The 25,949-nt window shown below is 45.2% G+C and carries 26 protein-coding genes, 1 riboswitch and 1 other annotated feature; all 26 genes read right to left on the bottom strand.

The features are described from left to right. Positions 1 to 23 precede the first annotated feature (23 nt). The gene (gene sirC, locus AC0OMU_RS05030; protein WP_327830096.1) at positions 24 to 512 is read right to left on the bottom strand and encodes a precorrin-2 dehydrogenase; all 489 of its coding nucleotides are present in this window, start codon (positions 510 to 512) and stop codon (positions 24 to 26) included. After that, complete coding sequence (gene sirB / locus AC0OMU_RS05025) at positions 493 to 1,278, bottom strand: sirohydrochlorin chelatase (protein WP_327830095.1); 786 nt, start codon at positions 1,276 to 1,278, stop codon at positions 493 to 495. Before sirB ends, sirC begins: the two co-directional genes overlap by 20 nt. Positions 1,279 to 1,280: 2 nt before the next feature. Next, positions 1,281 to 2,054, bottom strand: coding sequence for a uroporphyrinogen-III C-methyltransferase (gene cobA / locus AC0OMU_RS05020; RefSeq protein ID WP_474240943.1), 774 nt, complete (start codon positions 2,052 to 2,054; stop codon positions 1,281 to 1,283). 98 nt (positions 2,055 to 2,152) lie between these two features. Next, entirely contained in the window at positions 2,153 to 2,746 is a 594-nt protein-coding gene (gene cysC, locus AC0OMU_RS05015; protein ID WP_015252120.1) for an adenylyl-sulfate kinase, read from the bottom strand. A gap of 12 nt (positions 2,747 to 2,758) precedes the next feature. Further along, a complete protein-coding gene (sat, locus tag AC0OMU_RS05010) occupies positions 2,759 to 3,907 on the bottom strand; it encodes a sulfate adenylyltransferase (RefSeq protein ID WP_003245745.1) in 1,149 nt (382 codons plus the stop codon). A gap of 48 nt (positions 3,908 to 3,955) precedes the next feature. After that, the gene (gene cysP, locus AC0OMU_RS05005) at positions 3,956 to 5,020 is read right to left on the bottom strand and encodes a sulfate permease (protein WP_047182589.1); all 1,065 of its coding nucleotides are present in this window, start codon (positions 5,018 to 5,020) and stop codon (positions 3,956 to 3,958) included. A gap of 11 nt (positions 5,021 to 5,031) precedes the next feature. Then, positions 5,032 to 5,733, bottom strand: a complete 702-nt coding sequence (locus AC0OMU_RS05000) for a phosphoadenylyl-sulfate reductase (protein WP_003221498.1) — start codon at positions 5,731 to 5,733, stop codon at positions 5,032 to 5,034. Between the two features lie 161 nt (positions 5,734 to 5,894). After that, positions 5,895 to 6,000, bottom strand: a riboswitch (SAM riboswitch). Between the two features lie 144 nt (positions 6,001 to 6,144). Continuing rightward, positions 6,145 to 6,777: an orotate phosphoribosyltransferase gene (gene pyrE / locus AC0OMU_RS04995; protein ID WP_322839610.1), complete on the bottom strand. Its 633-nt coding sequence runs from the start codon at positions 6,775 to 6,777 to the stop codon at positions 6,145 to 6,147. Beyond that, complete coding sequence (gene pyrF, locus AC0OMU_RS04990; protein ID WP_181219129.1) at positions 6,774 to 7,493, bottom strand: orotidine-5'-phosphate decarboxylase; 720 nt, start codon at positions 7,491 to 7,493, stop codon at positions 6,774 to 6,776. The genes pyrE and pyrF overlap by 4 nt, the downstream gene beginning before the upstream one ends. Then, positions 7,462 to 8,397, bottom strand: coding sequence for a dihydroorotate dehydrogenase (locus AC0OMU_RS04985; RefSeq protein WP_181219127.1), 936 nt, complete (start codon positions 8,395 to 8,397; stop codon positions 7,462 to 7,464). Before AC0OMU_RS04985 ends, pyrF begins: the two co-directional genes overlap by 32 nt. Further along, positions 8,397 to 9,167 (bottom strand): dihydroorotate oxidase B electron transfer subunit, encoded by a 771-nt coding sequence (pyrK, locus tag AC0OMU_RS04980; protein WP_015383619.1) that lies wholly within the window; start codon positions 9,165 to 9,167, stop codon positions 8,397 to 8,399. Before pyrK ends, AC0OMU_RS04985 begins: the two co-directional genes overlap by 1 nt. After that, complete coding sequence (gene carB, locus AC0OMU_RS04975; RefSeq protein ID WP_327830092.1) at positions 9,164 to 12,379, bottom strand: carbamoyl-phosphate synthase (glutamine-hydrolyzing) large subunit; 3,216 nt, start codon at positions 12,377 to 12,379, stop codon at positions 9,164 to 9,166. The genes pyrK and carB overlap by 4 nt, the downstream gene beginning before the upstream one ends. Beyond that, positions 12,364 to 13,458, bottom strand: a complete 1,095-nt coding sequence (locus tag AC0OMU_RS04970) for a carbamoyl phosphate synthase small subunit (protein ID WP_003232115.1) — start codon at positions 13,456 to 13,458, stop codon at positions 12,364 to 12,366. The genes carB and AC0OMU_RS04970 overlap by 16 nt, the downstream gene beginning before the upstream one ends. Next, positions 13,455 to 14,741 carry a dihydroorotase gene (locus AC0OMU_RS04965; RefSeq protein ID WP_474240942.1) on the bottom strand — a complete coding sequence of 429 codons (1,287 nt, stop codon included), beginning with the start codon at positions 14,739 to 14,741 and terminating at the stop codon, positions 13,455 to 13,457. Before AC0OMU_RS04965 ends, AC0OMU_RS04970 begins: the two co-directional genes overlap by 4 nt. Then, on the bottom strand, positions 14,725 to 15,639 hold the full coding sequence (locus tag AC0OMU_RS04960; RefSeq protein ID WP_015383617.1) for an aspartate carbamoyltransferase catalytic subunit: 915 nt from the start codon (positions 15,637 to 15,639) through the stop codon (positions 14,725 to 14,727). The genes AC0OMU_RS04965 and AC0OMU_RS04960 overlap by 17 nt, the downstream gene beginning before the upstream one ends. 145 nt (positions 15,640 to 15,784) lie before the next feature. Then, positions 15,785 to 17,092 (bottom strand): uracil permease PyrP, encoded by a 1,308-nt coding sequence (gene pyrP, locus AC0OMU_RS04955; RefSeq protein ID WP_015483210.1) that lies wholly within the window; start codon positions 17,090 to 17,092, stop codon positions 15,785 to 15,787. 173 nt (positions 17,093 to 17,265) lie between these two features. Beyond that, positions 17,266 to 17,811 carry a bifunctional pyrimidine operon transcriptional regulator/uracil phosphoribosyltransferase gene (gene pyrR, locus AC0OMU_RS04950; RefSeq protein WP_003232127.1) on the bottom strand — a complete coding sequence of 182 codons (546 nt, stop codon included), beginning with the start codon at positions 17,809 to 17,811 and terminating at the stop codon, positions 17,266 to 17,268. A 182-nt stretch (positions 17,812 to 17,993) separates the two neighbouring features. Further along, positions 17,994 to 18,905, bottom strand: a complete 912-nt coding sequence (locus AC0OMU_RS04945) for an RluA family pseudouridine synthase (RefSeq protein WP_015383615.1) — start codon at positions 18,903 to 18,905, stop codon at positions 17,994 to 17,996. 1 nt (position 18,906) lies between these two features. Continuing rightward, complete coding sequence (lspA, locus tag AC0OMU_RS04940; RefSeq protein WP_003245047.1) at positions 18,907 to 19,371, bottom strand: signal peptidase II; 465 nt, start codon at positions 19,369 to 19,371, stop codon at positions 18,907 to 18,909. Positions 19,372 to 19,473: 102 nt separating this feature from the next. Further along, the gene (gene ylyA / locus AC0OMU_RS04935) at positions 19,474 to 19,848 is read right to left on the bottom strand and encodes a sporulation-related RNA polymerase-binding protein YlyA (protein WP_015383614.1); all 375 of its coding nucleotides are present in this window, start codon (positions 19,846 to 19,848) and stop codon (positions 19,474 to 19,476) included. A 143-nt stretch (positions 19,849 to 19,991) separates the two neighbouring features. Continuing rightward, positions 19,992 to 22,757, bottom strand: a complete 2,766-nt coding sequence (ileS, locus tag AC0OMU_RS04930; protein WP_015483209.1) for an isoleucine--tRNA ligase — start codon at positions 22,755 to 22,757, stop codon at positions 19,992 to 19,994. A 52-nt stretch (positions 22,758 to 22,809) separates the two neighbouring features. Beyond that, positions 22,810 to 23,036: a binding site (T-box leader), on the bottom strand. Positions 23,037 to 23,098: 62 nt separating this feature from the next. Next, a complete protein-coding gene (gene divIVA / locus AC0OMU_RS04925; protein WP_003221468.1) occupies positions 23,099 to 23,593 on the bottom strand; it encodes a septum site-determining protein DivIVA in 495 nt (164 codons plus the stop codon). A gap of 93 nt (positions 23,594 to 23,686) precedes the next feature. Then, a complete protein-coding gene (locus AC0OMU_RS04920; RefSeq protein ID WP_015383612.1) occupies positions 23,687 to 24,460 on the bottom strand; it encodes a YlmH family RNA-binding protein in 774 nt (257 codons plus the stop codon). A gap of 60 nt (positions 24,461 to 24,520) precedes the next feature. Next, complete coding sequence (locus AC0OMU_RS04915) at positions 24,521 to 24,793, bottom strand: YggT family protein (protein ID WP_014479736.1); 273 nt, start codon at positions 24,791 to 24,793, stop codon at positions 24,521 to 24,523. A gap of 6 nt (positions 24,794 to 24,799) precedes the next feature. Then, a complete protein-coding gene (sepF, locus tag AC0OMU_RS04910; RefSeq protein ID WP_015483208.1) occupies positions 24,800 to 25,255 on the bottom strand; it encodes a cell division protein SepF in 456 nt (151 codons plus the stop codon). Beyond that, positions 25,252 to 25,944 (bottom strand): YggS family pyridoxal phosphate-dependent enzyme, encoded by a 693-nt coding sequence (locus AC0OMU_RS04905; RefSeq protein WP_014476752.1) that lies wholly within the window; start codon positions 25,942 to 25,944, stop codon positions 25,252 to 25,254. Before AC0OMU_RS04905 ends, sepF begins: the two co-directional genes overlap by 4 nt. Positions 25,945 to 25,949: the final 5 nt, after the last annotated feature.

The raw sequence follows: 25,949 nt of genomic DNA, 5'->3' as shown, positions 1-25,949 counted from the left end.
CCAGAGCATACAAATGCTCTGGCTTATTTCTTTCTCCTCACCTGATAAAGCCTGTTCACTTCAGCAACAAAATCGCCGTCAATCAGCTTATCCACGTTTTCGGCAAGCTCTTTTGTGTGCTTTGGACTGGCTCCGCTTGTAGAAACAGACACAGTGACATGCCCTCTTTTTACGATTTTCGGCATATATACATTGCCAAGCTCAGCGTCACTGACACAATTAACAAGCTGAAAAGGCGAAGAGGATTGGGCAATTTCTTTGTTCACTTCCGCATTATCCGTCGCAGCAATAATTAAGAAAGCATTGAGATAATCTTCTTTTTCAATTGTCCGTTTTTCCCATTTGATACGTCGCTCTTCTGCCATTTGCTTGATTTCCGGTTCAACATCCGGACTGACGAGCGTTATATCAGCTCCCTCAGAAATCACCGTTTTCAGCCTTCTGAGAGCGATGCTGCCGCCCCCCGCAATGACAACCTTCTTCTTTTCCAGGCTAATGTGCAGCGGAAGCATATGAACCTCCATCAAAATCAAATTGTCCCTCAGAATTTGCCGCAGTTTCTCTTACACGGTTCAAAAATGCGTTTTTCACATGAGGATGAAAACCGATATAGGAAGAGAGGTAGACGTTCGGATTATGAGCTTTTAATTTCTGAACCTCTCGTTCGATTTCATTCATCAGCATACCCGTAAAAAGCAAATATGGAACGATAAAGGTTGTTATGCCGTCATCTTTTTTAAGTTCTGAAAAAACCTCTTTGTAATTCGGGCCGCATGCTGTCAAAAAGCACGGAATGACTTCCTTGACTGGAATCATTACCTGAAGAAGATTAGCAATACCGGTTACGTCTCTTTTGACATCTGGATCTGAACTTCCCCTTCCGATGAGTACCACTCTGGCATTTTCATATGGAACACCTATGTCTTTCATTCTGTGATATACAGCCTTGACTACTTCTTCGTCAATCCCGATCGGCTTTCCGTATGAAATGCGGACTGACGGATATCGGGATGCAGCACGGGCAATTTCTTCCGGAATATCATGTTTTGCATGCGCAGCTGTTAAAAGAAGCAGAGGCACCACTGCGATATGAGTGGCGCCTTGCTTCACACATGCTTCAAATCCTGTCTCAATTGCCGGCTCCTGAAGCTCTAAAAAGCTGATTTCTTGTACTGGCACAGAGATGTGGGCCTTGCATCCTTCCAAAAAGGCTGCGGCTTCTTGCTGCGCTTTTTTGACCCGGCTGCCATGGCCGACATATAAAATTGCTTGTTTCATTTTTACAACGCCTCGCTTAAATCTTGTTTTTTCAATTCAGATTCAAACCATTCCAGCTTATAGTGATAATTTACAACATTTCCAATGACAATTAAACTCGGATTTGTAATGTTTTCTTTTACCACCGTTTCTGAAAGGGTGTCAACTGTACAAAAAACAGATTTTTGCTTGTCCGTTGTTCCCCAATGAATAAAGGCTGCCGGCGTAGAACCATCCCGGCCGTTTTCAAGGAGTTTTCTTTCAATCTGCAGCACGTTTTTGATACCCATATAGATGACAAGTGTATCAATTCCTGTAGCCAGCGCTTTCCACTTTTCCTCAAAATCTTCTTCTTTTTTATAATGACCCGTTACAAAAGCGACGTTAGAGCCCGCCTCCCGATGAGTAACAGGAATCCCGGCATAAGCGGCTGCCGCGATTCCAGACGTAATGCCGGGGATGATTTCAAACGGAATTCCATTTTCAGAGAGGCATTCCGCTTCTTCCCCTCCTCTGCCGAACACAAAAGGGTCTCCGCCTTTCAGTCTGACAACCATTTTCCCTTTTTGCGCATACTTCACAAGAAATCGATTGATGGTTTCCTGCTTCATCGTATGAAAATCCGGAAGCTTCCCGCAGTAGATCAGGTCTGCTTGCTCTTTGGCATATTGTAAAATCTCTTTATTTACTAATCTGTCATATAAGATGACATCAGCTTTTTCAATGGCTTTCAGCGCTTTAATTGTCAGCAGATCAGGGTCACCGGGACCCGCTCCTACAATATATACTTTCCCCATCGTATTTCCCCCGATCTATTCGAGTTCTTCCAGAGCATTCGCTGTGATGATGTTCTCGCTTGCATTCCGGCACCTGAGAAGAACGCAGCAGATCATATTCAGCTCAATTTTTGTTTAACAAACTCGATCAGCTGATTTTTACACGCTTCACGGTCATGCTGTCCTGAATCAAGAACGAGCTCTGGAGCTTCCGGTTCTTCATAAGGAGAATCAATTCCTGTAAAGAACGGAATCTCGCCGTTTCTTGCTTTTTTGTAAAGCCCTTTCGGATCTCTTTGTTCACAAATATCAAGGTCGCATTTAATGTAGACTTCATTAAATTCGCCCGCTTCCACAAGCTCGCGAACCTGTTGTCTGTCCTCGCGGAAAGGAGAGATAAAAGCAGTAATCACAATGGTTCCCTGCTGAACAAAAAGCTTCGCCACCTCTCCGATTCGGCGGATGTTTTCTTTTCGGTCTTCATCAGAAAAACCAAGATCCTTATTTAAGCCGTGACGGATATTATCCCCGTCAAGCACAATCACTTGATAGCCTTGCTCAAACAATTCTCTCGCAGCGGCGTTGGCAATCGTTGATTTGCCTGAGCCGCTTAACCCTGTCAGCCAGAGAATGGAGCTTTTATGCTTGTTTTTTTGCTGGTACTCTTCTTTTGTGATAGAGGCTTCATGCCATACAATATCGCGATTTGTCACTGCCAGTCCTCCTTAAGATACGCCTACTTCTTCTTTTTTCTTCATCCCTTTGATTAACACTTCTACGACTTCTTTTCGACTGAATTCAGCAGGCGGCAGCACACCGTCTCTCAGCATGCCTCTTACCTTAGTGCCTGATAAAATGACGTGATGCTCTCTGCCATGAGGGCATGTTTTCGCTGTTCCCATATTTCCGCATTTTTTACAGAAGAAGCTGTGCTCGAATTTCAGCGGCGTAATCCCGAGTTCTTCAGGTTTAAATGTGTCAAACAGCTCCTGTGCTTCGTATGTTCCGTAATAGTCACCTACACCTGCATGATCACGGCCGACGATGAAATGTGTGCAGCCGTAGTTCTTTCTGACAAGCGCGTGGAAAATTGCTTCTCTCGGGCCTGCATAACGCATCGCCGCTAAAAAGACACCAAGGAAAACGCGATCTTTCGGGTAATAATGATCAAGAAGCACTTGGTAGCTTTCCATCCGTACATCAGCTGGAATGTCATCAGATTTTGTTTCGCCTACTAACGGATTCAAGAACAAGCCGTCTACTGTTTCAAGAGCCGTTTTTTGAATGTATTCATGCGCTCTGTGAACAGGGTTTCTTGTTTGGAAACCGACAATGGTTTCCCAGCCTTTTTCCGCAAACTGGCGTCTCGTTTCTGACGGTTCAAATGTAAATTCAGGGAACTGTTTTGAAGCTTTTTTAATCAACGTAATCGGTCCGCCGACATATGTATTGCCGCGGCTGAACAGCTTTTTAACACCAGGATGCTCCTGTTCATCTGTTTTGTACACATTGACAGCTTCTTTTTGTTTGTCAGGCACGTACAGGTCTTCGATTTGGATAACGCCGTATGTTTCTCCTTCATACGTTAACTTTACCGTTTCACCAAGTGACAGTTCCGCTGCTTTTTGCGCATCGACCGGAAGCGTGATCGGAAGAGACCAGACAACGCCGGAAGAAAGACGCATGTTTTCGACTACAGATACGTAATCTTTTTCATTAAAGAAACCTTCAATCGGGCTGTATGCACCGATACCGATCAATTCCAAATCCGCGAAAGAAATTAAATCAAGTTCAATTTCTTTTTGAATGCCGCTCACATCATATGATTCATCTACCCTGTTTACTAATGTTCCTCCGTGTGGTGCTAAGCTCATAATATCCATCTCCTCCTAGTTAACTTATAAAATTACTCAGATTAATGATCAGATTCCCCCGCCTTGTTCGTGGACTGAGCGTCTCTCTTTACGAATGGCCTTTGTCAGGCTGACGGCACCGCCCGCCGCTAAAAGCACACTTACCATGATAAAGATCGAATAATAATCTGCTTTTAAAAACAAGGATACAAGCAGATAAGAAATCGATAAAGATAAAAACGGCGATGCGATCCATACCTTCAGCATCGTTTGAACAACTTGTTTATGGAACACGTTCGGACCGTTTTTTGCCATGCCTATTCCGATAATAGACGATGACGTGACTTGCGCCAAGGGCACCGGCATCCCAAATACAGAACTGATGATCACAAGTCCTGCTCCTGTACCGGATAAGAGAATGCCTTCCCCTTTGGAGAATCTCGTAATTTTCTTCCCGTTTGTTTCTAGCACACGCCGGCCTAATAACAGTGCGCCAAGAGCAACAAAAGCTCCTCCATACAAGGTTCCTTTTCCGACATCAAGCACACCGGCAGCTACTAACGGGCCAACAGCATTCGCCACGTTATTCATGCCGGCAGAGAATGCTTCGAAAAATCCGGCAACTAACAAAACAATGCCGAGGATTTTTTGTTTTTTAGAAGATTTTACTTCAATCTTAAAATAACGAAACAGCTTAGATACGAAATAGGTGAAGCCGAAAGCGAACAGCGGGACAAAAACCCAAAATGACACAATGATCAGAAGATTGTTCACAAACAATACTTTATAAGCCACTCCCACGCCGACAACCGCCCCGACTGTTACTTCACTTGTCGACAAAGGAATGCCGAGCAGATTAGCAGTAAAGAGCGACAGGGCAGCAGCTCCAATAATGATGCAAACAATCGTCAGTGTAATCGTCTGCTCAGGAATAATGCCGGAGCTGATTGTTTTTACAACCTCGCCTCCGCCAATGACCGCCCCGGCAAAGACACCGACTGCGCATAGGATCAAAGCGTAGGTTTTCTTTTTGATGGCTCCGGAGCCGTAAGCAACCCCCATCGAAGCTGCAGCGCCGCTTGCACCAATATTCATCGCAAAAAACAAGCTAAATAAAATAGCGGCTAATTCCATTTTGCAGCTCCTTATTCATGCAGTCCGCATTCTGTTTTCGCCATACCATTCCATCTGCCTGAGCGCAAATCCTCTGCTGTAAAAGCGGGAGCAGTGCAAGGCGCACAGCCAATACTTGGATATCCTTGGTCATGAAGCGGATTGTAGTCCAGTTCATTCCGGGATGTGTATCTCCAAATGTCTTTCCAAGTCCAATGGATAAGCGGGCAAACTTTTACTGACTTGAATTTTTCATCTTTGTTTAAGAAATTCGTATTGGCACGGCTTGGCCCTTGATCACGGCGCAGGCCGGAAAGCCAGGCTGGATGTCCTGAAAGCGCCTCTCTTAAAGGAACGACCTTTCTAAGATAGCAACACTGATTCGGCTCTCTTTCCCACAGCTTGTCACCATGTTCTTCGGCTTGTTCCTCAAGGGTGAGGTCTGGTTTTTTCAGGATGATATTAAGACCCGGATAACGCTCTTTCACTCGTTCAATTGTTTCATAGGTTTCTTTAAAATGAAGTCCTGTATCAAGAAACACAATCTCTGCGTCTTTTTTCACTTTATAAATTAAGTCAATCAGAACGATTCCCTCAATTCCGAAACTGCAGGCATAAACAAGCTGATTGCCGTAATGGCCGTATGCCCATTTTAAAACTGACAGCGCTCCTTTATAAGGATCGTCTTCCGGAAATGTAATCGTTGGTTCTTCCCAATTATCATACGTTAACATTTCTTCTTTCCTCCTTTCGGAGACAAACAAACAGTAGCTTTCTGCCGGTTGTCTTTTCCCATGTAATGTGATTCGCGGCTGCTGATATACAGATAGCCTTTTTACCTCTTAAAATAAAAAACTTTCAATCCGGCGGAAAGAAAGACAGGAACAGCATGCAGCCCTTATCTTTCAAAATGGAATTCATTTTGCTGGAAGTAGCACCTTACAAACTATGCAGGTTGCCGGGCTTCATAGGTCCAGTCCCTCAGCCGCTCTTGATAAGTTTTTAGATTTGTAGTAAATTTTAGCACAATTCTAACATAAGTCAACCCGACTTTTTTTATAGGATTAATAAAAAAACAGGCCTCATAGCCTGTTTTCAAGTACAGCAAGGCTTTGAAGCCTCTTTACATCATTTGAATTTATTTTTTATTTTTTAAACCAATCTTTTGACTCGGGATTTCGTTTCCATGTTTGCAGCTTTTTTAGATCATCTGAATGAATATTTCCGTTTTCAAGCGCGACCTCTGTGAGCGTATCATAATCAGTTAATGAGTAGTATGGCAGTTCTGCCTTTGCGAAGGCTTCCTCCGCTTTTGGAAGTCCGTACGTAAAGATTGAGACGACACCAAGCACTTCACAGCCGGCCGCTTGTAGAGCTGCACAAGCTTCAAGCACGCTGCCTCCTGTGGAAATTAAGTCTTCAATGACGACTGTTTTTTGCCCTTCTTGCACAGCTCCCTCAATCTGATTGCCTTTTCCGTGCGCCTTCGGCTTGCTCCTCACATAACACATCGGAAGATTCAAACGGTCAGCCGCAAGAGCAGCATGAGGAATACCGGCAGTTGCTGTTCCCGCAATCATTTCAGCTTCAGGAAAATGCTCTTTGACAAGCTTGCTGATACCTGAGGCAACTTCGTTTCTGACCTCTGGGAAAGATAGCGTAAGGCGGTTGTCACAGTAGATTGGTGATAAAATGCCGCTTGCCCATGTGAACGGCTCGTTCGGGCGTAAAAATACAGCTTGGATGTCTAATAGATGTTTTGCGATGATTTGTTTCAAGATTTGATTCCCTCCCATTCAAGTCTGACAGCCTTATAGGCTTTTACCGGGTCTTCCGCTTTTGTAATCGAGCGTCCTACTACAATCGCTGATGAACCTTTCTCTCTTGCAATGGCAGGCGTCGCTACGCGGACTTGGTCATTCGCAGCGTCCTCTGACATTCTGATCCCCGGAGTGACAGTCAGAAATGAAGGCGACACCGCTTGGTAAATGGCTTTTGCTTCATGAACAGAGCAGACCACTCCATCCAGTCCGCTTTCTTCCGCCTGTTTGCTGTAGTGCACAACCGTATCAATCAGAGACTTTTCAATCAGCAGTTCATCTTTCATGATTTGTTCAGATGTGCTTGTCAGCTGGGTTACCGCGATAAGTGACGGACGTTTTTTTCCAGTCGGCGTACCTTCTTCTAAGCCTTCGAGAGCTGCCTGCATCATTTTTTTGCCCCCGGCCGCATGAACATTGACGAGGTCTACTCCAAGACTGGCAAGGCGCTTCATCGCTTTGTTTACAGTAGTCGGGATGTCATGAAGCTTGAGATCTAAAAACAGCTCGCAGTTTCTTTCTTTTAATTGTTTCACGATCGATGGCCCTTCTTGATAAAAAAGCTCCATTCCAACCTTTACAAATAACGGTTCTTGCTGAAAAGGCGCTAAGAACGCAAGTGTTTCTTCAGCTGATGCAAAATCAAGCGCGATGATGGGCAGGTTGTTTTTCATGATTCCAGCTCCTTCCGATGCATTCTTCAATTGATTGATAGCCGTATTGGCGCAAAACAGATGGGAGCTGTTCAATAATCTCTGGACATGCAAAAGGATTCACGAAGTTTGCTGTTCCGACAGCGACTGCGCTTGCTCCCGCGAGAAGAAATTCCAGGGCATCTTCAGCCGTCTGCACGCCTCCCATTCCGATAATCGGGATGTTGACCGCCTGGCTGACTTCATACACCATGCGAATGGCAACCGACTTCACAGCAGGGCCTGAAAGTCCCCCTGTTTTATTCGCTAATATCGGTTTGCCAGTTTTTAAATCGAGTCTCATGCCGATTAGTGTGTTGATCATCGTAAGACCGTCCGCTCCCGCTTCCTCGATCGCTAATGCAATTTCTGTGATATTAGCCACGTTCGGGGAAAGCTTCACATAAACGGGTACATCCGAAACCTCTTTCACCGCTTTTGTCAAATCGGCAGCCATCTCAGGATTCGTGCCAAAAGCGATTCCGCCTGTTTTCACATTCGGGCAGGAAATATTTAATTCAAGAGCATGAACATTAGGCGCTTTGCTGATATGCTCTGCGACTTCAACATAATCCTCGACTTGAGAACCTGCGACATTGGCAATGATCGGCATATCAAACTGCTCAAGCCACGGCAGCTCATTATGCAACACGCTATCCAGCCCCGGATTTTGGAGACCGATCGCATTGAGCATTCCAGCACCAGTCTCAGCTACCCGCGGCGTCGGGTTCCCAAAGCGTGGCTCCTTTGTCGTAGCCTTAATCATGATGGCTCCAAGACAAGACAAATCATAAAAACGTGAAAATTCTTTTCCAAAACCGAAGCAGCCTGATGCAGGAATGATTGGGTTTTTCAAATCAAGTCCCGGCAATTTCACCTCTAGCATTACAGCGCCACCTCCTGAGCTTTAAATACAGGCCCGTCGAGACATACTTTTACATAGGATGTCTCACTTTCGTTTGTATGGCACACACACGCGAAGCATGCGCCGATTCCGCAGCCCATTCGTTCCTCCATCGACAGATATACTTCTTTATGGGCATATTCCTGTTTTAACGCCTTGAGCATCGGTGTCGGCCCGCAGCTGAGGAGGATATCAAACTCTAGATTTTTCCGTTTAATCACATCTGTGACAAATCCGGTTTCCCCGTAGCTTCCGTCAGCTGTTGCCACATACGTGTCTCCATACTGCCGGCATTCTTCCTCGTAAAAAACATCCTTTGCCGATTGGAATCCTAAAACGTGGATGACATTAACCCCTTTTTCATTCAAGCGTTTCGACAGCTCTTGGAGAGGCGGCACACCTACTCCGCCTCCTACCAGCAAAGCCGTCTTTCCGGGTTGAACTTCATTAACAGGAAAGCCATTTCCCAAAGGCCCGAGGACATCCACAAGTTCTCCCTGCTGCTTCAGTGACAAGAGTCTTGTCCCTTCCCCATCTACCCGATAAATGATGGTGACTTCATTTTTTTCAAAGTTGACGTCTGCGATGCTGATTGGTCTTCTCAAAAGAGGCGTAATCGCTTCGCTCACTTTAAGATGAAGGAACTGTCCAGGGGTTGTAAACCCTTGGACAAGCTCCCCTTTCAGAACCATTTGATACACCCGGTCTGCAATTTGCTGGTTAGAACATACTGTCAAATACGCTTTTTTCATATAGTGACTGCCGCCTCCTGATTTGTGTTGACTGCCGGCATTTGATCAGCACGGAATGTCATGCTTTCCAGCACTCGCAATATCGCCTCTGCCGTATCTAAAGATGTTAGGCAGGCAACACCATTTTCTACTGATTCACGTCTGATTCTAAAACCATCTCTTGCCGGCTGCTTTCCTTTTGTCAGCGTATTGATGACAAACTGCGCTTCTCCGTTTCTGATGACGTCAAGCAAGTTCGGGCCATCCTGACCGATTTTTCCGACGACCTTTGCTGGAATGGAAGCTTCTTTCAGGTAGCCTGCCGTTCCTTCCGTCGCTAAAATGTTGTAGCCGATTGCGTGGAACCGCTTAGCAATGGCAAGCCCTTCTTCTTTGTCCTTATCAGCTACTGTTAAAAGCACGGAACCGTAGTTCGGGATTTGAATACCTGAAGCAATCAAGGCTTTGTAGAGCGCCTTTTCAAGTGTCGAATCTTTCCCCATGACTTCACCTGTTGATTTCATTTCAGGCCCTAACGTAATGTCCACTCTTCTCAGCTTGGCAAAGGAGAAGACCGGCGCTTTTACAAATACACCTTGCTGTTCAGGCTGAAGGCCCTCTGTATAGCCAAACGCAGCCAGCTTTTGACCAAGAATGATTTTAGTTGCGAGATTTGCCATTGGGATACCCGTAATTTTGCTTAAAAACGGTACGGTTCTGCTTGATCTCGGGTTCACTTCTAGCACGTACACCTCGCCTTGCGACAAGACGAATTGAATATTGAGCAAACCGACAATATTCAGCCCTTTAGCTAATGCGATCGTGTATTGTTCAATTTTTTTCTTAATGTCCTCTGTGAGAGACTGAGGCGGATAAACAGCGATTGAGTCTCCGGAGTGAACGCCCGCACGTTCAATGTGCTCCATAATTCCCGGAATGACGACTGTTTCACCATCCGATACTGCATCGACTTCAATTTCTTTTCCAGTCAAGTATCTATCAATTAATACAGGGTGCTGTGGATTGATTTTAACTGCGTTTTTCATGTAATGAAGCAGCTCTTCTTCATGATACACAATCTCCATCGCCCGGCCGCCAAGTACATAGGAAGGGCGTACCAATACCGGGTAACCGATATCACTTGCGATGCTTACCGCCTGATCAACTGATGTCGCTGTTTTGCCAAGCGGCTGAGGAACACCAAGTTCTCCAAGCGCTTGTTCAAATTTATCCCGGTCTTCTGCACGGTCTAAATCTTCTAATGAAGTTCCAAGGATTTTCACTCCGCGTGCAGAAAGCTCGTCAGCAAGGTTAATCGCAGTTTGTCCGCCAAATTGTACGACAACGCCCATTGGCTGTTCGAGGTCAATGATGTGCATAACATCTTCAATCGTAAGCGGTTCAAAATACAGCTTGTCTGAGATGCTGAAGTCTGTTGAAACGGTTTCCGGGTTGTTATTGACAATAATGGCTTCATAGCCTGCTTGTTTAATTGCCCATACAGAGTGAACCGTCGCATAGTCGAACTCGACACCCTGACCGATTCGAATCGGACCCGAACCAAGCACCATCACACTTTTCTTATCTGTAACGACAGATTCATTTTCTTCTTCATATGTGCTATAGAAGTATGGCGTTTCTGACTCAAATTCCGCCGCACATGTATCTACCATTTTGAATACCGGCGCAATCCCCGCTTGTTGTCTCAAGCTGTAAAGCTCAGATTCTTTCATTTTCCACTCGCGGCTAATGTACTGATCAGAGAAGCCGAGTTCTTTTGCCCGTCTCAGCACATCCGTATTGCCCGCATTGGCCTTCAATTCTTTTTCAAACTGTACGATTCCGAACAGCTTATGCAAGAAGAAGACATCGATAGCGGAAAATTCATGGAGGTCTTCTACCGTGTAGCCTCTTCTGTACGCTTCAGCTAAGTAGAATAAGCGTTCATCACCGGCCTTTTTAATTCGCTTTTCAAGAAGCTCATCTGAAATGTCAGCGGCGTCCTTCAATTCAAGATGATACACATCCGCTTCCAGTGATCGCACTGCCTTCAGCAATGACTCTTCAAGCGTGCGGCCGATTGCCATGACCTCACCTGTCGCTTTCATTTGCGTGCCAAGCTTTCTGTTTGCTGATTCAAACTTATCAAACGGCCAGCGCGGAATTTTGGATACGACATAGTCAAGAGCAGGTTCAAATGCTGCGTATGTTTTTCCTGTCACCGGGTTCATCATTTCATCTAATGAAAGGCCGACTGCAATTTTAGCAGCGAGCTTTGCAATCGGGTATCCCGTTGCTTTTGATGCAAGGGCAGATGAACGGCTGACACGCGGATTTACTTCAATAATGTAATATTGGAAGCTGTCTGGGTCTAAAGCGAGCTGCACGTTACATCCGCCTTCGATTCCAAGCGCGCGAATCAGTTTTAACGATACATTCCGCAAGAGCTGATATTCGCGATCGCTGAGCGTTTGGCTCGGCGCGACAACAATACTGTCTCCAGTATGGATTCCAACCGGATCAATGTTTTCCATGTTACAAACGACAATGGCGTGATCCTGGCTGTCTCTCATGACTTCATACTCGATTTCTTTATAGCCGGCGATGCTTTTTTCAAGCAGACATTGGTGTACCGGGCTTAATTTCAAGCCGTTCTCAACGATTTCTTTTAACTCTGTCTCATTCGAGCAGATGCCTCCGCCTGTTCCGCCTAATGTATATGCCGGGCGGACAATGACAGGGAATCCAATTTGACTGACGAATTTTTCTGCTTCTTCAAGGGAGTGGATAATCTCACTTTCAGGCACCGGTTCATTCAGTTCATTCATTAATGTTCTGAACAAGTCACGGTCTTCAGCTTGCTGAATTGCAGACAGTTTTGTGCCAAGCACTTCGACGCCGCATTCTGCCAGAACACCTCTTTCAGAAAGCTCAACCGCAAGATTCAAACCGGTTTGGCCTCCGAGTGTAGGAAGAATGGCATCTGGTCGCTCTTTTCTGATGATTCTTGTCAGGAATTCAGGTGTGAGCGGTTCGATATAAACCCGGTCAGCCATTTCTGTATCTGTCATGATCGTGGCAGGGTTTGAGTTGACAAGGATGACTTCATAACCTTCTTCTTTCAAAGCAAGACAGGCTTGTGTTCCCGCATAGTCGAATTCTGCTGCTTGGCCGATGATGATCGGTCCAGATCCGATTACTAAAATTTTGTTAATGTCTACGCGTTTTGGCATACCGCTTCCCCTTCTTTCTCTGTTGTTTCGATCATTTCGATGAATCTGTCAAATAGGTGGTTGGCATCCTCAGGACCAGGTGAGGCTTCGGGATGATATTGAACCGTAAATGCCGGCAATGTTTTATGCTTCAGCCCTTCAATCGTATCGTCGTTAATTGCGATATGCGTCACTTCCAGTTCTGTTTTACTGATAGACGAAACTGTATATCCATGGTTTTGAGATGTTAAGGCAACTTTTCCTGTAGCCAGCTCTTTTACCGGGTGGTTTGAGCCCCTGTGGCCGAATTTCATTTTTTCGGTATTCGCCCCGCACGCCAGCGCGAATAATTGGTGGCCAAGACATATTCCGAATAATGGCACTTTTCCAAGAACACCTTTAATCATTTCAATCGCTTCAGGCACATCCTTTGGGTCTCCAGGTCCGTTAGAAAGCATGATACCGTCCGGTTTCAGCTGAAGCACCTCTTCCGCTGTAATGTTGTAAGGCACAACGATGACGTCACATTTCCGTTTGTTCAGCTCTCTTAGAATCCCGTGTTTCATGCCGAAGTCAACCAAGACGATGCGTTTGCCTCTTCCCGGGCTCGGATATGCTGTTTTTGCTGATACTTGGGATACTTGATTTCTTGGCAATTCCGTTTCGTTCAGTCTTTTCAGCACTGCTTCGATATCTTCATCAGATGAAGCGAATGTTCCTTTTAGCGCGCCTGCCGTGCGGATCATTCTTGTCAGCTTCCTTGTATCAATCCCCTGGAGTCCGGGAATATTTTTCATTTTTAAATACTCGTCTAAGGTGTATGCTGAACGCCAGTTGGAAGGCAGCTCACATAATTCTTTGATGATCAGCCCTTTGACAAAAGGGGTAATGGATTCAAAATCATCACGGTTAATGCCGTAATTTCCGATAAGCGGGTATGTTAATGTTACGATCTGTCCGCAGTAAGAAGGATCAGATAAAATTTCCTGATAGCCTGTCATCCCAGTATTAAAAACGACTTCTCCCATGTTGTGTTCTAAGCTTCCAAAGGCTTCTCCCTCGAATACCGCTCCGTTTTCCAGTACTAATCGTCTCTTCATTTGACAAGTCTCCCCTCTTCATAAGCAAGCTTCCCTGCCGCAATTGTAGCGACCGGCCAGCCGGTGCAGCTGATGCCGTTGAATGGTGTATTTTTTCCTTTTGATAAAAATGTCTCTTTGTCTATAACTGCTTCTTTTTCTAAATCGATTAACGTAATGTCCGCAACTTGCCCCGTTTGTAATGTTCCATATGGGAGACCGAACGCTTCGCATGGCTTGATTGTCATGTAGTCAATCAACTGCTTCAGCGACCATTTGCCATTTTTGACAAAGTGTGTGTAAAGAAGCGGGAATGCTGTTTCTAAGCCGACAATTCCGAATGGCGCCAGCTTTATTTCTGTGTTCTTCTCTTCTTCCGTATGCGGTGCATGGTCTGTTGCGATAAAATCAATTGTTCCGTCTAAAAGACCTTCAATTAAAGCAGCTCTGTCTTCTGGGCTGCGGAGCGGAGGATTCATTTTATAGTTTGTGTCCAGCCCCGGGATGTCCTCATCACAAAGCAGCAAATGATGCGGCGATACTTCTGCTGTCACTCTGATTCCCGCTTTTTTCGCATCGCGTACAACTCTGACAGATTCTTTCGTGCTGATATGGCATACATGATAATGGCAGTTTGCCGCCTCAGCCAGCAGCACATCGCGAGCAATATGAACCGATTCACACACAGAAGGAATGCCGTTTAGCCCGTTCGCTTTGGAGAATGTCCCCTCATGTACGCTCCCTCCGTAAATTAAGGAGTTGTCCTCGCAATGTGCAACAATCGCTTTGTCAATTGCGGCTGCCCGTTTCATCGCTTCATACATCATTCCTGCTGTCTGTATACCAACGCCGTCATCTGTAAAAGCAAATGCCCCGGCTTCTTTTAACGCTTCAAAGTTTGTCATTTCATCGCCGATTTGTCTGATCGTAATGGATGCATATGGAAGAACTCTGACGCATGATGTTTCTTTAATTCTGTTTTGCACCCATTCCATCTGCTCCTTTGTATCAGGAACCGGCCGCGTATTCGGCATTGCTGCTACTGTAGTATAGCCGCCGCGTGCCGCTGCTTTTGCCCCGGTTTCAATAGTTTCTTTTTTCTCTCCGCCCGGCTCTCTGAAATGCACGTGGAGATCAACAAACCCAGGTGAAACGAGCAAACCTTTTGCATCAATTACCGTTTCATTATCCGTTGCATCAAGCTTGCCGATTGCGGTGATGGTTTCTCCAGTCACTCGGATATCCGCTTGTGTTTTTTCACCATTTTCGTTTAGTATCCAGCCGTTTTTAATGAGATATGACATACGCTGCTTCTCCTCTTTTCACATTGGTTTGTAAGGCACGCTGTATCACTGCCATTCTGATAAATACGCCATTTTGCATTTGCTTGAAGATTCTTGATTTTTCGCTTTCTACTAAGCTGTCATCAATCTCCACTCCTCTGTTTACCGGAGCAGGATGCATGATGATCGCATGCCGCTTCATACGCTCAGCCCGTTCTACGGTCAAGCCGTATTTGTTTAAATAGCCTTCCTGGCTGACAGCGGACTGATGCCGTTCATTTTGAATGCGCAGCAGCATGACAACATCGGAAGACTCAACTGCTTCATCCATTGAGACATACGTGCCGAATGTATTTTCTTCATCCTGCCATTCCGAAGGGCCGGAAAATAGGACCCGGGCACCCAATCTTGTCAACACTTCCGCATTTGACCTTGCCACTCTGCTATGCTTGATGTCGCCGTGAATGGAGACGGTAAGCCCTTTGAACGTATTGAACTCTTCATAAATCGTCATTAAATCAAGCAGTGATTGTGTTGGATGCTGGCCGCACCCGTCTCCCGCATTCAGAATCGGAATGTTCACCTGGCTGACAAGCTCTTCATAATACTCATCCTCACTGTGCCTGATGACGCAGACGTCCACACCGATTGATTCGAGCGTCCGGATCGTGTCATATAAGGTTTCGCCTTTTTGCACGCTTGTGCTTGTTCCATCAAGGTTGAGCACATTCATGCCCAGCTTTTTTTCTGCGACCTCAAAGCTGAACCGCGTTCTCGTGCTCGGTTCGAAAAACAGGTTTGCGGCAAACTTTCCTGTAAGCTGATTGTCTGTTTTTCCGCTTTTGAGCTCTTGTGCTGTTTGAAGCAAATCTTTGATTTCCTCAGTGCTAAGTTCACTCATCGTCGTTAAATGCTTCATGTTCTTTCCCCTCTCTTTTCAACTTAAGGCTGAAAAAAAACCCCGGTCTAAGATAGACTCGGGGTATGGTTAAATAGAGGGCAGCATTGAAGCTTCCTTCTCTTCATAACCCTTCCAAGCCTCTCTGGACTTTCATTAAAAGGTTTTAAATATGATGTTGTTCAGATGTGTCTGCCTGCTCTTCCTTCGCCTGCGGAAGAATCAGGTTTAAGATGACACCGACAATTGCGGCAAGCGCCATTCCTGACACTTGGAATCCGCCTTGAGACACTTGGATAAAAGCGCCTCCTACACCGATGACAAGGATAACTGATGTAATAATGAGGTTTCTGTTGTTTTCATAATCAATTTTGTTGTCAATCAGCATTCGCAGGCCGCTTGAAGCAATGATTCCGAACAGCAGGAAGGAGACGCCTCCCATGACCGCTGACGGCACTGAACTGATCAGCGCTGAAATTTTGCCGATAAAGCCGAAGCAACAAGCAATCACTGCCGCTCCTCCGATGACAAAGACGCTGAATACTCTTGTGATGGCCAGCACGCCAATGTTTTCTCCGTAAGTCGTTGTCGGCGGACCGCCGATCAGGGAAGCGAGGATTGTCGCCACACTGTCACCCATAATAGAGCGATGAAGACCTGGCTTTTTAATGAAATCTTGTCCGACAACCTTGCTCAGCACCATTTGGTGGCCGATATGCTCTGACATTGTGACAAATGCGACAGGAACCATTGCGGCTGCGATGCCGAGTGTAACTGACGGTGAATAATCTTTGAACGGAATAATAAATTCAGGCACTGCGAACCATTTCGCGTCAAGCACCGGCTGGAAGTTAACAATCCCTTGAGTAAGGGCGAACAGGTATCCGCCGATGATTCCGATCAGAACCGGAATCAGGCTTAAAAATCCTCGTAAGAAAATCGCACAAATGATCGTGATTGCCAGCGTAACTCCTGCGACACTAAAGTGCTTTAAGCTGTAGACCAACTCACTCGCGTTCGGATCAGCATACATCGCCATGTTTACCGCAGTGCTTGCCAGTCCCAGCCCGATGACGATAATAACAGGCCCTACGACTACAGGCGGGAGAATCTTCATCAGCCATCCTGTTCCAAGCTGCCTAATCAATAAGGCAATCAGCCCGTACACCAGCCCTGCAAGAAACGCTCCAACCATTGCCGCTCCCGGCCCGCCGGTCGCTTTTACCAGAATGATCGGAGAAATAAAGGCGAAGGACGAACCGAGATACGCCGGAATTTGCCCTTTCGTAATAAGAAGGTACGCCAGTGTTCCGATGCCGCTTGTCACCAACGCCACAGCAGGACTCATTCCGACGAGCTTCGGAACCAAAATGGTTGAGCCAAACATGGCAAACAAATGCTGAAGGCTGAATGAAACCCAAGAGAAAGGTGTCGGGACATCCCTGACCCCTAAATTTACTTTTTTCTTACTCATGATGATTTCCCCCTGATTGTTGACTTTCATTTTAGGATGACTCAATGACTGAATAAAAAAACCTCTTTGCTTTTTTACGCAAAGAGGCATACAAAGACCTGCCGAATCCTTTTTGGGCCTTTGTTGTGCACCTCTTTGCAACCTCACTGGATTGCCCTTAAAAAGGTGATCTATTATTCGTTTTCATAAATGGCGACGAGATCGTTTTGGTCTACCTCATCAAGCTGAACCATAACCTTTTCTGACTTTGATGTCGGGATGTTTTTCCCGATATAATCCGCTCGGATCGGCAGCTCCCGGTGTCCTCTGTCCACAAGCACTGCAAGCTGAATGGAGGAAGGTCTGCCTACATCAACAAGCGCATCCATTCCTGCTCTGACTGTTCTTCCGGTATACAGAACATCATCAACGAGAATGACTTTTTGATCTGTAATATCTACCGGAATATCTGCACCTTTTACAAGCGGTTCATCGTTGCTCGTTTTTTTAGAAAGATCGTCTCTGTAAAGAGTAATATCAATTTCACCGACTGTAACAGGATTTCCCTCAATCTGTTCAATGCGTTCCGCAAGGCGTTTTGCCAGGTAAATCCCTCTGGTCTTAATGCCGACAAGAATGCAGTTATTCATTCCTTTATTGCGTTCGATCATTTCGTGAGCAATCCTGGTCAGCGCCCGTCTGATTGCCTGTTCGTCGAGAATGACAGCTTTTTGATTCAATGTGTGACACCTCACAGTTCATATAGAAGAAAAAAACCCTCCTGCCAGAGCATAGAGGGGTTTTAGGACAAGGTGCGCGCATATACACGCATCCCGTCTATCCGTTATCCTTCTCAGCCTCTCTGGACTGTTTTAAAGAATCTATTCAGCTTCGTTTATTATTTCAGAAAAGAAACACGCTGTCAACCGTTTTTTCTGAGGTTTTCGATTAATTCTGCCATATCCTCAGGAAGCGGCGCTTCAAATTCGACATATTCTCCTGTTCGCGGATGGTCAAAACCTAAAACTCCCGCGTGAAGCGCTTGGCCATTAAAGTCGATTGTTTTTCTTGGGCCGTATTTCGGATCGCCTGCTAATGGGAATCCGATATATTTCATATGAACACGAATTTGATGGGTTCTCCCTGTTTCAAGCTGGCATTCCACTAACGTAAAATCCTGAAAACGCTCAAGCACATGAAAATGAGTGACAGCGCTTTTGCCATCACGTGTCACAGTCATGCTTTGACGGTCTTTCTTATCTCGTCCGATCGGCGCATCAATTGTTCCGTCATCGTGAGAAATAAGCCCGTGGACAACGGCCGTATATTTTCGGGTGACCGTTTTGTTGACCAATTGGTTTACGAGTGACTCGTGTGCCATATCATTTTTCGCCACCATTAATAACCCGGACGTGTCCTTATCGATTCTGTGAACAATGCCCGGACGCATCACGCCATTTATACCGGAAAGGTCCGTGCAATGAGCCATAAGGCCGTTTACAAGTGTGCCCGTAAGATGCCCGGGTGCTGGGTGAACAACCATTCCGCGAGGTTTGTTGACGACCAGCACATCCTGGTCCTCATAATAAATATCCAGATCCATAGGCTCTGCCAGGACGTCGAGCGCTTCCGGTTCGGGTACAGTGACGGTCACCTGATCACCCGGCTGAATTTTATAATTCGCTTTCACCGCGCTTCCGTTCACGACAACCTGTCCGTCTTTTACCCATTGCTGAACCTGGGTTCTTGACCAATCATTCTCAGTCGATGCCAAAAATTTATCAATCCGCTCACTTTTTTGTTCTTCTGAAGCGGTTATATCAATTTGATTCATGCTATTGCTCCTTTTTCTTTTTCCCGCTGTCCAACAGCATTTGTATAAATAAAAGCATTACGCCGACACATAGTGAAGAGTCCGCGATGTTAAATATCGGGTAATTGTAATTGACAATAATAACATGGATAAAATCCACAACTTCCTGTCTGACAGCCCGATCGATAAAGTTGCCGATGGCACCGCCAAGCATAAGTCCGAGGGCAACGCCAAGAAGCCTTTGTCCTTTTGTATAACGCTGTATGTAATAAACAATACCAATAATAACAGCGGTTGTTATGAGGTAGAAAAACCACATCTGACCCGCTAATATCCCCCATGCAGCACCCGTATTGCGATGGGAGGTGATATAGAATACCTGATCAATGATCGGAATGCTTTGGCCAAGTTCCATGTTCTTAACAACTAGCCATTTTGTCAATTGATCGGCTGCAATAATAAGTAGTGCAATCATATAATACAGCACAAACGTTCCTCCAGTTTACGGTTACTTTAATCCATTATGCATTTTATCAATAAAAAGCACTGGAGTAAAGAAATATCAGGCATATTAACCGGCCAGACACTGTTATTCATACAGTGCCTGACCATATTCGATATCCGTTGATTTCCATATTGGAAGCGTTTTTTTCTCAAATTGGACAGAATAAAGAAAATCGTTTGCTGTTCGGGCCGTCGGCAGCACCGCCAGCTTTGCAAGAGGAATGGGGGCCCCGGTTTCTTCACAGTATCCGAATGTGCCGCTTTCGATTTTTGACAATGCAAGGAGAACGTCTTGAAGCTCTTCTTTAATGTGATAGATCAGAGTTGCTTTTTGTTTATGATTGATTGCTGCTTGCGGGCTTGTAGAAACCTGAAAGCAAGAATACTCAAATAATCTAGACTGTAATTCTTCTTTCATCAGAAGAAGTTCCGTATAAATTGCGGTCAGTTGATCATTCATTCTTCACAACTCCTGCTCTTAACGTAGTACCTTTATTGTTGCCTATGAATGATGATCTAAAGCCCATAAGATTTTTCCTGCCGTTCTAAAGGATGTCACTCTTGGCACAAAAAAAGCCCGGCTTTTACGCCGGGCCCTTTTCATTATTTTTGATAGTATTTTTCAACGATTTCAGCGTTGCGTAATGAAAGTGTAGGATATTTCGGATTTGCACCTACATCTTTTGAAATCACACGTGATCTCTCACACATTTCGCCTTCCGCTTTCTCGACAGCGATTTTACCCGTCGCAAAGCTTTGCGCATCGTTCGGCGCATCATTTTCTTCGCTGATTGTCAGTTCAGACACAATAAACAGCTGAGAAAGGTTTTCTTTTATGGAAGCCAAGAGCTCTTTGTTTTCTTTGTTTGGATACAATTTCAGGTTTGCTTCCAAAGATTTACCGATAATTTTTTCATTTCGCGCAGTTTCTAATGCTTTTAGCACGTCATCACGAAGAGCCATAAAGCGGTCAAATTTTTCTTCAGTCGCTTCACTGTTTGGAACCGCGATTGTTTCCGGCATATCGGTCAGCTGAACGCTCTGCTCTTCAACAAATGTTAAATGAGACCACAATTCGTCTGCCGTATGTGGAAGGATAGGCGCTGAAAGCTTCACTAATGCAAGAAGCGTTTCGTAGAATACTGTCTGCATGCTGCGTCTATCCGGATGATCCGCATGCTCGATGTAGACAATATCTTTTGCAAAATCAAGGTAGAATGAGCTCAATTCGATTGTGCAGAAATTATGAATGCTATGATACACAACCGCAAATTCGTACTCATCATACGCTTTTTTCACTTTATCAATCAGCTTGTTCAGCTTAATCAGCATATACTGATCGACTTCACGAAGATCTTCGACAGCCACCGCATTTGTTTTTGGATCAAAATCGAAAAGGTTGCCGTGTAGGAAACGGAACGTGTTGCGGATTTTACGATATACTTCCGCAACCTGCTTTAGAATGGCGTCAGACACGCGAACGTCCGCCTGATAATCCACTGAAGATACCCATAATCTTAAGATGTCGGCACCAAGCTGTTTCATGACTTTAGCCGGAACAACAACGTTACCGATTGATTTACTCATCTTGCGTCCTTCTCCATCCAGTGCGAACCCATGGCTGAGCACACCTTTATACGGCGCTTTCCCTGTTACGGCTACTGCTGTAGAAAGAGAAGAGTTAAACCAGCCGCGATATTGGTCAGATCCCTCTAGGTATAAATCAGCCGGGCGAACGAGGTCTTCACGTTCTTCAAGCACTGCTTGATGTGAAGAGCCTGAATCAAACCAAACATCCATGATATCCTGTTCTTTTGTAAATGTGCCGTTCGGGCTGCCAGGATGCGTAAAGCCTTCCGGAAGAAGATCCTTTGCTTCTTTTTCAAACCAAATGTTTGATCCGTGCTGTCTGAACAATTCAGAAACATGTTCAATGGTTTCATCTGTAATAATCGGTTCTCCGTTTTCAGCGTAAAATACCGGAATCGGCACACCCCACGCACGCTGTCTGGAAATACACCAGTCTCCGCGGTCCCGAACCATGTTGTGCAAACGCTGCTCGCCCCATTCAGGAACCCATTTGGTTTCTTTAATGGCATCCAGCAGGTCTGATCTGAAATCTTTAATAGACGCAAACCATTGCGCTGTCGCTCTGAAAATGGTTGGTTTTTTTGTTCTCCAATCATGCGGATAAGAGTGAGTAATGAATTCAAGCTTCACAAGTGCGCCTTTTTCATCAAGCTGCTGTGTGATCGCTTTGTTTGCATCATCATAAAACATGCCTTCAAAGCCAGGAGCTTCGCTTGTCATTACACCTTTTTCATCGACCGGGCAAAGCACATCTAAACCGTATTTTTGGCCGATGATAAAGTCATCTTCCCCATGTCCTGGAGCTGTATGAACACAGCCTGTTCCGGCATCAGTTGTTACGTGTTCACCAAGCATAACGAGAGAGTCTCTGCCATATAGCGGGTGTTCAGCGATAATGTTCTCAAGGTCTTTCCCTTTGACCGTTCTTGTCACTTCATACTGATCAAATCCGCATGCCGATGCAACATTTTCGACTAAGGCACTTGCTACGACAAAGCGGTCTTCACCTACTGCAATCACGCTGTACTCAAGATCAGGGTGCACTGAGATTCCGAGGTTCGCCGGAATTGTCCAAGGCGTTGTTGTCCAAATGATGATGCGCTCACCGTTTTCAAGAACGCCTTTTCCGTCTTTTACACCAAAAGCGACGTAAATAGATGCTGAACGTTTGTCTTGATATTCGATCTCGGCTTCAGCCAGAGCAGACTCACTTGAAGGTGACCAGTTAACCGGTTTAAGGCCTTTGTAAATGTAGCCTCGTTTTGCCATTTCACCAAATACGCGGATTTGCTGCGCTTCGTATTCCGGTTTTAATGTCACATATGGGTTTTCCCAGTCACCGCGGACACCAAGACGTTTGAATTGCTCACGCTGTCCCTCGATTTGCTTCCAAGCGTACTCTTCGCATAGTTTGCGGAATTCCGCTACTGACATTTCTTTGCGGTTGACCTTTTTGTTTTTTGTCAGAGCTGTTTCAATTGGCAATCCGTGTGTATCCCAGCCCGGCACATACGGTGCGTTGTAGCCGCTCATTGATTTATAGCGGACAATGAAGTCTTTCAAAATCTTGTTAAGCGCATGGCCCATATGGATGTCGCCGTTTGCATACGGAGGTCCGTCGTGTAAAACAAATTTCGGGCGGTCTTTCGTCCGTTCCTGAACAAGACGGTAGATATCTTCTTCCTCCCATTTTTTTTGAATGTCAGGCTCACGGTTTGGCAAATTTCCACGCATCGGGAAATCTGTTTTCGGCATTAAGAGCGTGTCTTTAAAATCCATTTTCATTCCTCCACTGCATTTTTTCAGAAAATAAAAAAAGCCCTCTCATCCCATAAGGGACGAGAAAGCTTATCTCGCGGTACCACCCTTTTAGAAAAAGCAAGCATACACTTTTTCCTCTTGAGCATCGTAACGTGATGAACGTCCTAACCTACTGTGAGTTCAGCAAGGAAACTAAAGGGCTGATCTACATGATTCCGGCCATCCCGGACTCTCACCATCTCCGGGTCGCTATGAAGGCCTGAAGGAAACATGACTGTCCCTTTCAACCGTTTTTTCATCTGAATTTATGAACGTATTATATTCGACATGCTAAGAAAATGTCAAGATAATCAGAGAATTTATTCCTTTTCCTCAAATACAGCGTCGACTTCATACTCAAGGAGATGATCCCAATCGTCATTTTTCAGAAGATCAAGCTGCGCTTCAATCAGCATTTGGAAACGTGTTCTGAACACTTTAGACTGTTTTTTCAGCTCTTCAATTTCCATTGCAATTTTTCTTGATTTTGATAACGATTCGTTGATAATGCGATCAGCGTTTTTCTCCGCTTCCCGAACGATCAGCTTTGCCTCTTTTTGAGAATTGCGTTTTACGTCTTCAGCCGCTTCTTGAGCAACTAAAATGGATTTATTCAATGTTTCCTCAATATTGGCAAAGTGTCCGATTCTTTCATCAAGCTCATTGACTTTCGCTTCAAGCTCAGTTTTCTTGCGGAGAACAATTTCGTAATCTTTTCTGACTTGGGCTAGGAATTCATTTACTTCATCTTCATCATATCCGCGAAAACTTTTTGTAAACGTCTTGTTGTGAATATCATTTGGCGTTAATGGCATGATGCCACCTCCATTTTTACATTTCAGTACGGTTATCTAGTTCACATTATAAAACAAATTTCGCACAGATGGAGAAAAAAACTGAAAAACCGACTATTTTTGTCGTTCAAACGTAACTCTCCATTTGTCTTTTTTGGTTTTCCCTTCGATTTTTGTTAAGCTGCACCGGCCAAAACCTCTGATTGACAGCATGTCCCCTTCCGCGACTATGTATGAAGGATCTTCAACCACCTTCCAGTTCACTTTCACAAGGCCGTTTTTCACAAGCGTCTGTGATTTCTGGCGGGATTGCCTGCTCATAGAGGCGCAGACGGCGTCAAGCCTTAAAGAAGAAACCGTGTCATCTCTTATTTCGACATCCACTGCTGGAATGTTAAGGTCTGACAAGTCGATTTTCTCTAGGCTGACCGCCGCTTTGCCTGCTTGGGTCAGCTGTGCAGCCACAAAATCAGCGGTATCGGCTGAGACAATCAATTGCACTGCTGTCTCAGAAAACACGATGTCACCGAATTTTTGCCGCTTTAATCCTATGCCCATTAATGCACCAAGCAGAGAACGATGATCTACTGAGACAAACTTGTCAGCATAACGGACGTTAAACGCCTGCAGTTCAAAATCCGATTCTTCCGGAGTAATGTACTCTGGATACAGAATCGCCCGTTTTCGCTCCGCTCTGTCATAGCCGCCGGAAAAAGCAAGCCCGACATCAGCCTGTCCCGTAACAGCAGAGAGGATGACCTGCTCTCGGGGGTCTAAAAAGTCGGTCAGCTTCATCCGGTACTGCTCCTGGACAATTCTTTTCCATTCGAGCGCCTGGTCAATAAAGGCCCGCTCGTCTTTTCTGAAGTGCTGATATATATCGCTCATCGTCTTTCCCTTCTATGTAAAGAGGCTTGGCTGCTGCCAAGCCCCTATCAAACTGTCACATTAAAACGCAATCATGCGATAAAGTCCCCACAAGCCGGTTGTCGCAAACCGAAGCACAAGTATTGCTACGATTGGTGAAATATCCAGCATTGCAATCGGAGGAATGATTTTTCTGAATGGTTCGAGATATGGTTCACAAATCGAAGCCAAAAAACGCCCGACTGCTGTTTCCCTCGTACTCGGCACCCATGACATAAAAATATATATGATCAGGGCAAATGAGTATATTGTGATTAATAAGTTTAAAACCGAAAAAACTTGATAAAGGATCATCTCGCTTTACCACCTCTGATGTTCGTCTTCAGATATGAGCTCAGAAATTGTGCCTGATACATCTACGTTGTCAGGCGTGCAGAGGAAAATATCTGAGCCGATTCTTTGAATATCGCCGCCAATGGCATAAACGGTTCCGCTTAAAAAGTCAACAATCCGCTTCGCCTGGTCATGCTGTATCCGCTGAAGATTGACGACAACTGCCCGCCGGTTCTTCAAATGGTCGGCTATTTCCTGCGCCTCCGCATAAACGCGCGGCTCACTCAACACCACTTTAGAGGATTTCTGAACACTTTGCAAGCTCACTACATTCTGTTTGCCCGCTGGTTTATTCCCGTTGTAAGGCGGCTTTTCTTTTTGCTCATGCTCCTCATGAGATTCCCGCTCTGTCTCAATATATTCATATTCGTATTCTTCATCTTCCATTGAGAAAAAGTTTTTCAGTTTATTTTTCATACTCATTGCTGTACACCCCCTGTTTCATTTCCGACTAACGATGAGCCGATTCTAATATAAGTAGCTCCTTCTTCAATTGCAATTTCAAAATCATTTGACATGCCCATCGACAGTTCAGTACACGGAGCGTTCGGCTGGTTCAGCTTCTGAACCTGGTCACGGAGTTCTCTCAGCGACCTGAAACAGCTTCTGATCTGATCTTGATCATCAGTCAGCGGAGCCATTGTCATCAGCCCGGCAACAAGGATATGTTCGAAACCGGAAAGCTCCTGTATGAATGGAATGACTTCTTCTTTTTTCATGCCGTGTTTAGAAGGCTCAAGAGAGGTATTGACCTGCACAAAGCATCGTACAGTACCTTCAGCCCGTTTTTCAATTTCTTTCGCTAATGAGAGCCGGTCTAGGGAATGGATATAGGAAACCGAATTGACGACAGATTTTGCTTTTCTTGATTGCAGACTGCCGATAAAATGCCATTCCGGATTCCCTTTTATCAATTCCTGTTTGCGGAGCAGTTCCGCATCCCGATTCTCTCCGAGGCAGGTGATGCCAGCATCTACTGCCTCCTGTGCTCTTTCAGGCGATACATATTTAGTGACTGCAATAACCGTAACTTCATCGGAGCTGCGGCCCGATCTGTTACATGCTTCGTTTATTCGTTCGTTTATATGTCGTAAATTATCAACAACACGCAAGATCT

It is taken from the genome of Bacillus sp. FAU18 (assembly GCF_056033885.1).
Note: the sequence above shows the minus strand (reverse complement) of the source record. Positions and strands in the feature narration are given on the sequence as shown.

Bases quoted from the DNA above. Each gene is read 5' to 3' on its own strand.
- pyrK (WP_015383619.1), bottom strand. From the start codon at position 9,167: ATGAAAAAAGCGTATTTGACAGTATGTTCTAACCAGCAAATTGCAGAC.
- sirC (WP_327830096.1), bottom strand. From the start codon at position 512: ATGCTTCCGCTGCACATTAGCCTGGAAAAGAAGAAGGTTGTCATTGCG.
- AC0OMU_RS04915 (WP_014479736.1), bottom strand. From the start codon at position 24,793: ATGATCCTTTATCAAGTTTTTTCGGTTTTAAACTTATTAATCACAATA.
- AC0OMU_RS04920 (WP_015383612.1), bottom strand. From the start codon at position 24,460: ATGAGCGATATATATCAGCACTTCAGAAAAGACGAGCGGGCCTTTATT.
- sat (WP_003245745.1), bottom strand. From the start codon at position 3,907: ATGAGCTTAGCACCACACGGAGGAACATTAGTAAACAGGGTAGATGAA.
- ileS (WP_015483209.1), bottom strand. From the start codon at position 22,757: ATGGATTTTAAAGACACGCTCTTAATGCCGAAAACAGATTTCCCGATG.
- AC0OMU_RS04945 (WP_015383615.1), bottom strand. From the start codon at position 18,905: ATGAATCAAATTGATATAACCGCTTCAGAAGAACAAAAAAGTGAGCGG.
- AC0OMU_RS04970 (WP_003232115.1), bottom strand. From the start codon at position 13,458: ATGAAGAGACGATTAGTACTGGAAAACGGAGCGGTATTCGAGGGAGAA.
- carB (WP_327830092.1), bottom strand. From the start codon at position 12,379: ATGCCAAAACGCGTAGACATTAACAAAATTTTAGTAATCGGATCTGGA.
- sirB (WP_327830095.1), bottom strand. From the start codon at position 1,278: ATGAAACAAGCAATTTTATATGTCGGCCATGGCAGCCGGGTCAAAAAA.
- pyrP (WP_015483210.1), bottom strand. From the start codon at position 17,092: ATGAGTAAGAAAAAAGTAAATTTAGGGGTCAGGGATGTCCCGACACCT.
- sepF (WP_015483208.1), bottom strand. From the start codon at position 25,255: ATGAGTATGAAAAATAAACTGAAAAACTTTTTCTCAATGGAAGATGAA.
- cysP (WP_047182589.1), bottom strand. From the start codon at position 5,020: ATGGAATTAGCCGCTATTTTATTTAGCTTGTTTTTTGCGATGAATATT.
- ylyA (WP_015383614.1), bottom strand. From the start codon at position 19,848: ATGAATGATCAACTGACCGCAATTTATACGGAACTTCTTCTGATGAAA.
- AC0OMU_RS04965 (WP_474240942.1), bottom strand. From the start codon at position 14,741: ATGTCATATCTCATTAAAAACGGCTGGATACTAAACGAAAATGGTGAA.
- AC0OMU_RS04960 (WP_015383617.1), bottom strand. From the start codon at position 15,639: ATGAAGCATTTAACGACGATGAGTGAACTTAGCACTGAGGAAATCAAA.
- divIVA (WP_003221468.1), bottom strand. From the start codon at position 23,593: ATGCCATTAACGCCAAATGATATTCACAACAAGACGTTTACAAAAAGT.
- AC0OMU_RS04985 (WP_181219127.1), bottom strand. From the start codon at position 8,397: ATGCTAGAGGTGAAATTGCCGGGACTTGATTTGAAAAACCCAATCATT.
- cobA (WP_474240943.1), bottom strand. From the start codon at position 2,054: ATGGGGAAAGTATATATTGTAGGAGCGGGTCCCGGTGACCCTGATCTG.
- AC0OMU_RS05000 (WP_003221498.1), bottom strand. From the start codon at position 5,733: ATGTTAACGTATGATAATTGGGAAGAACCAACGATTACATTTCCGGAA.
- pyrF (WP_181219129.1), bottom strand. From the start codon at position 7,493: ATGAAAAACAACCTGCCCATCATCGCGCTTGATTTTGCATCAGCTGAA.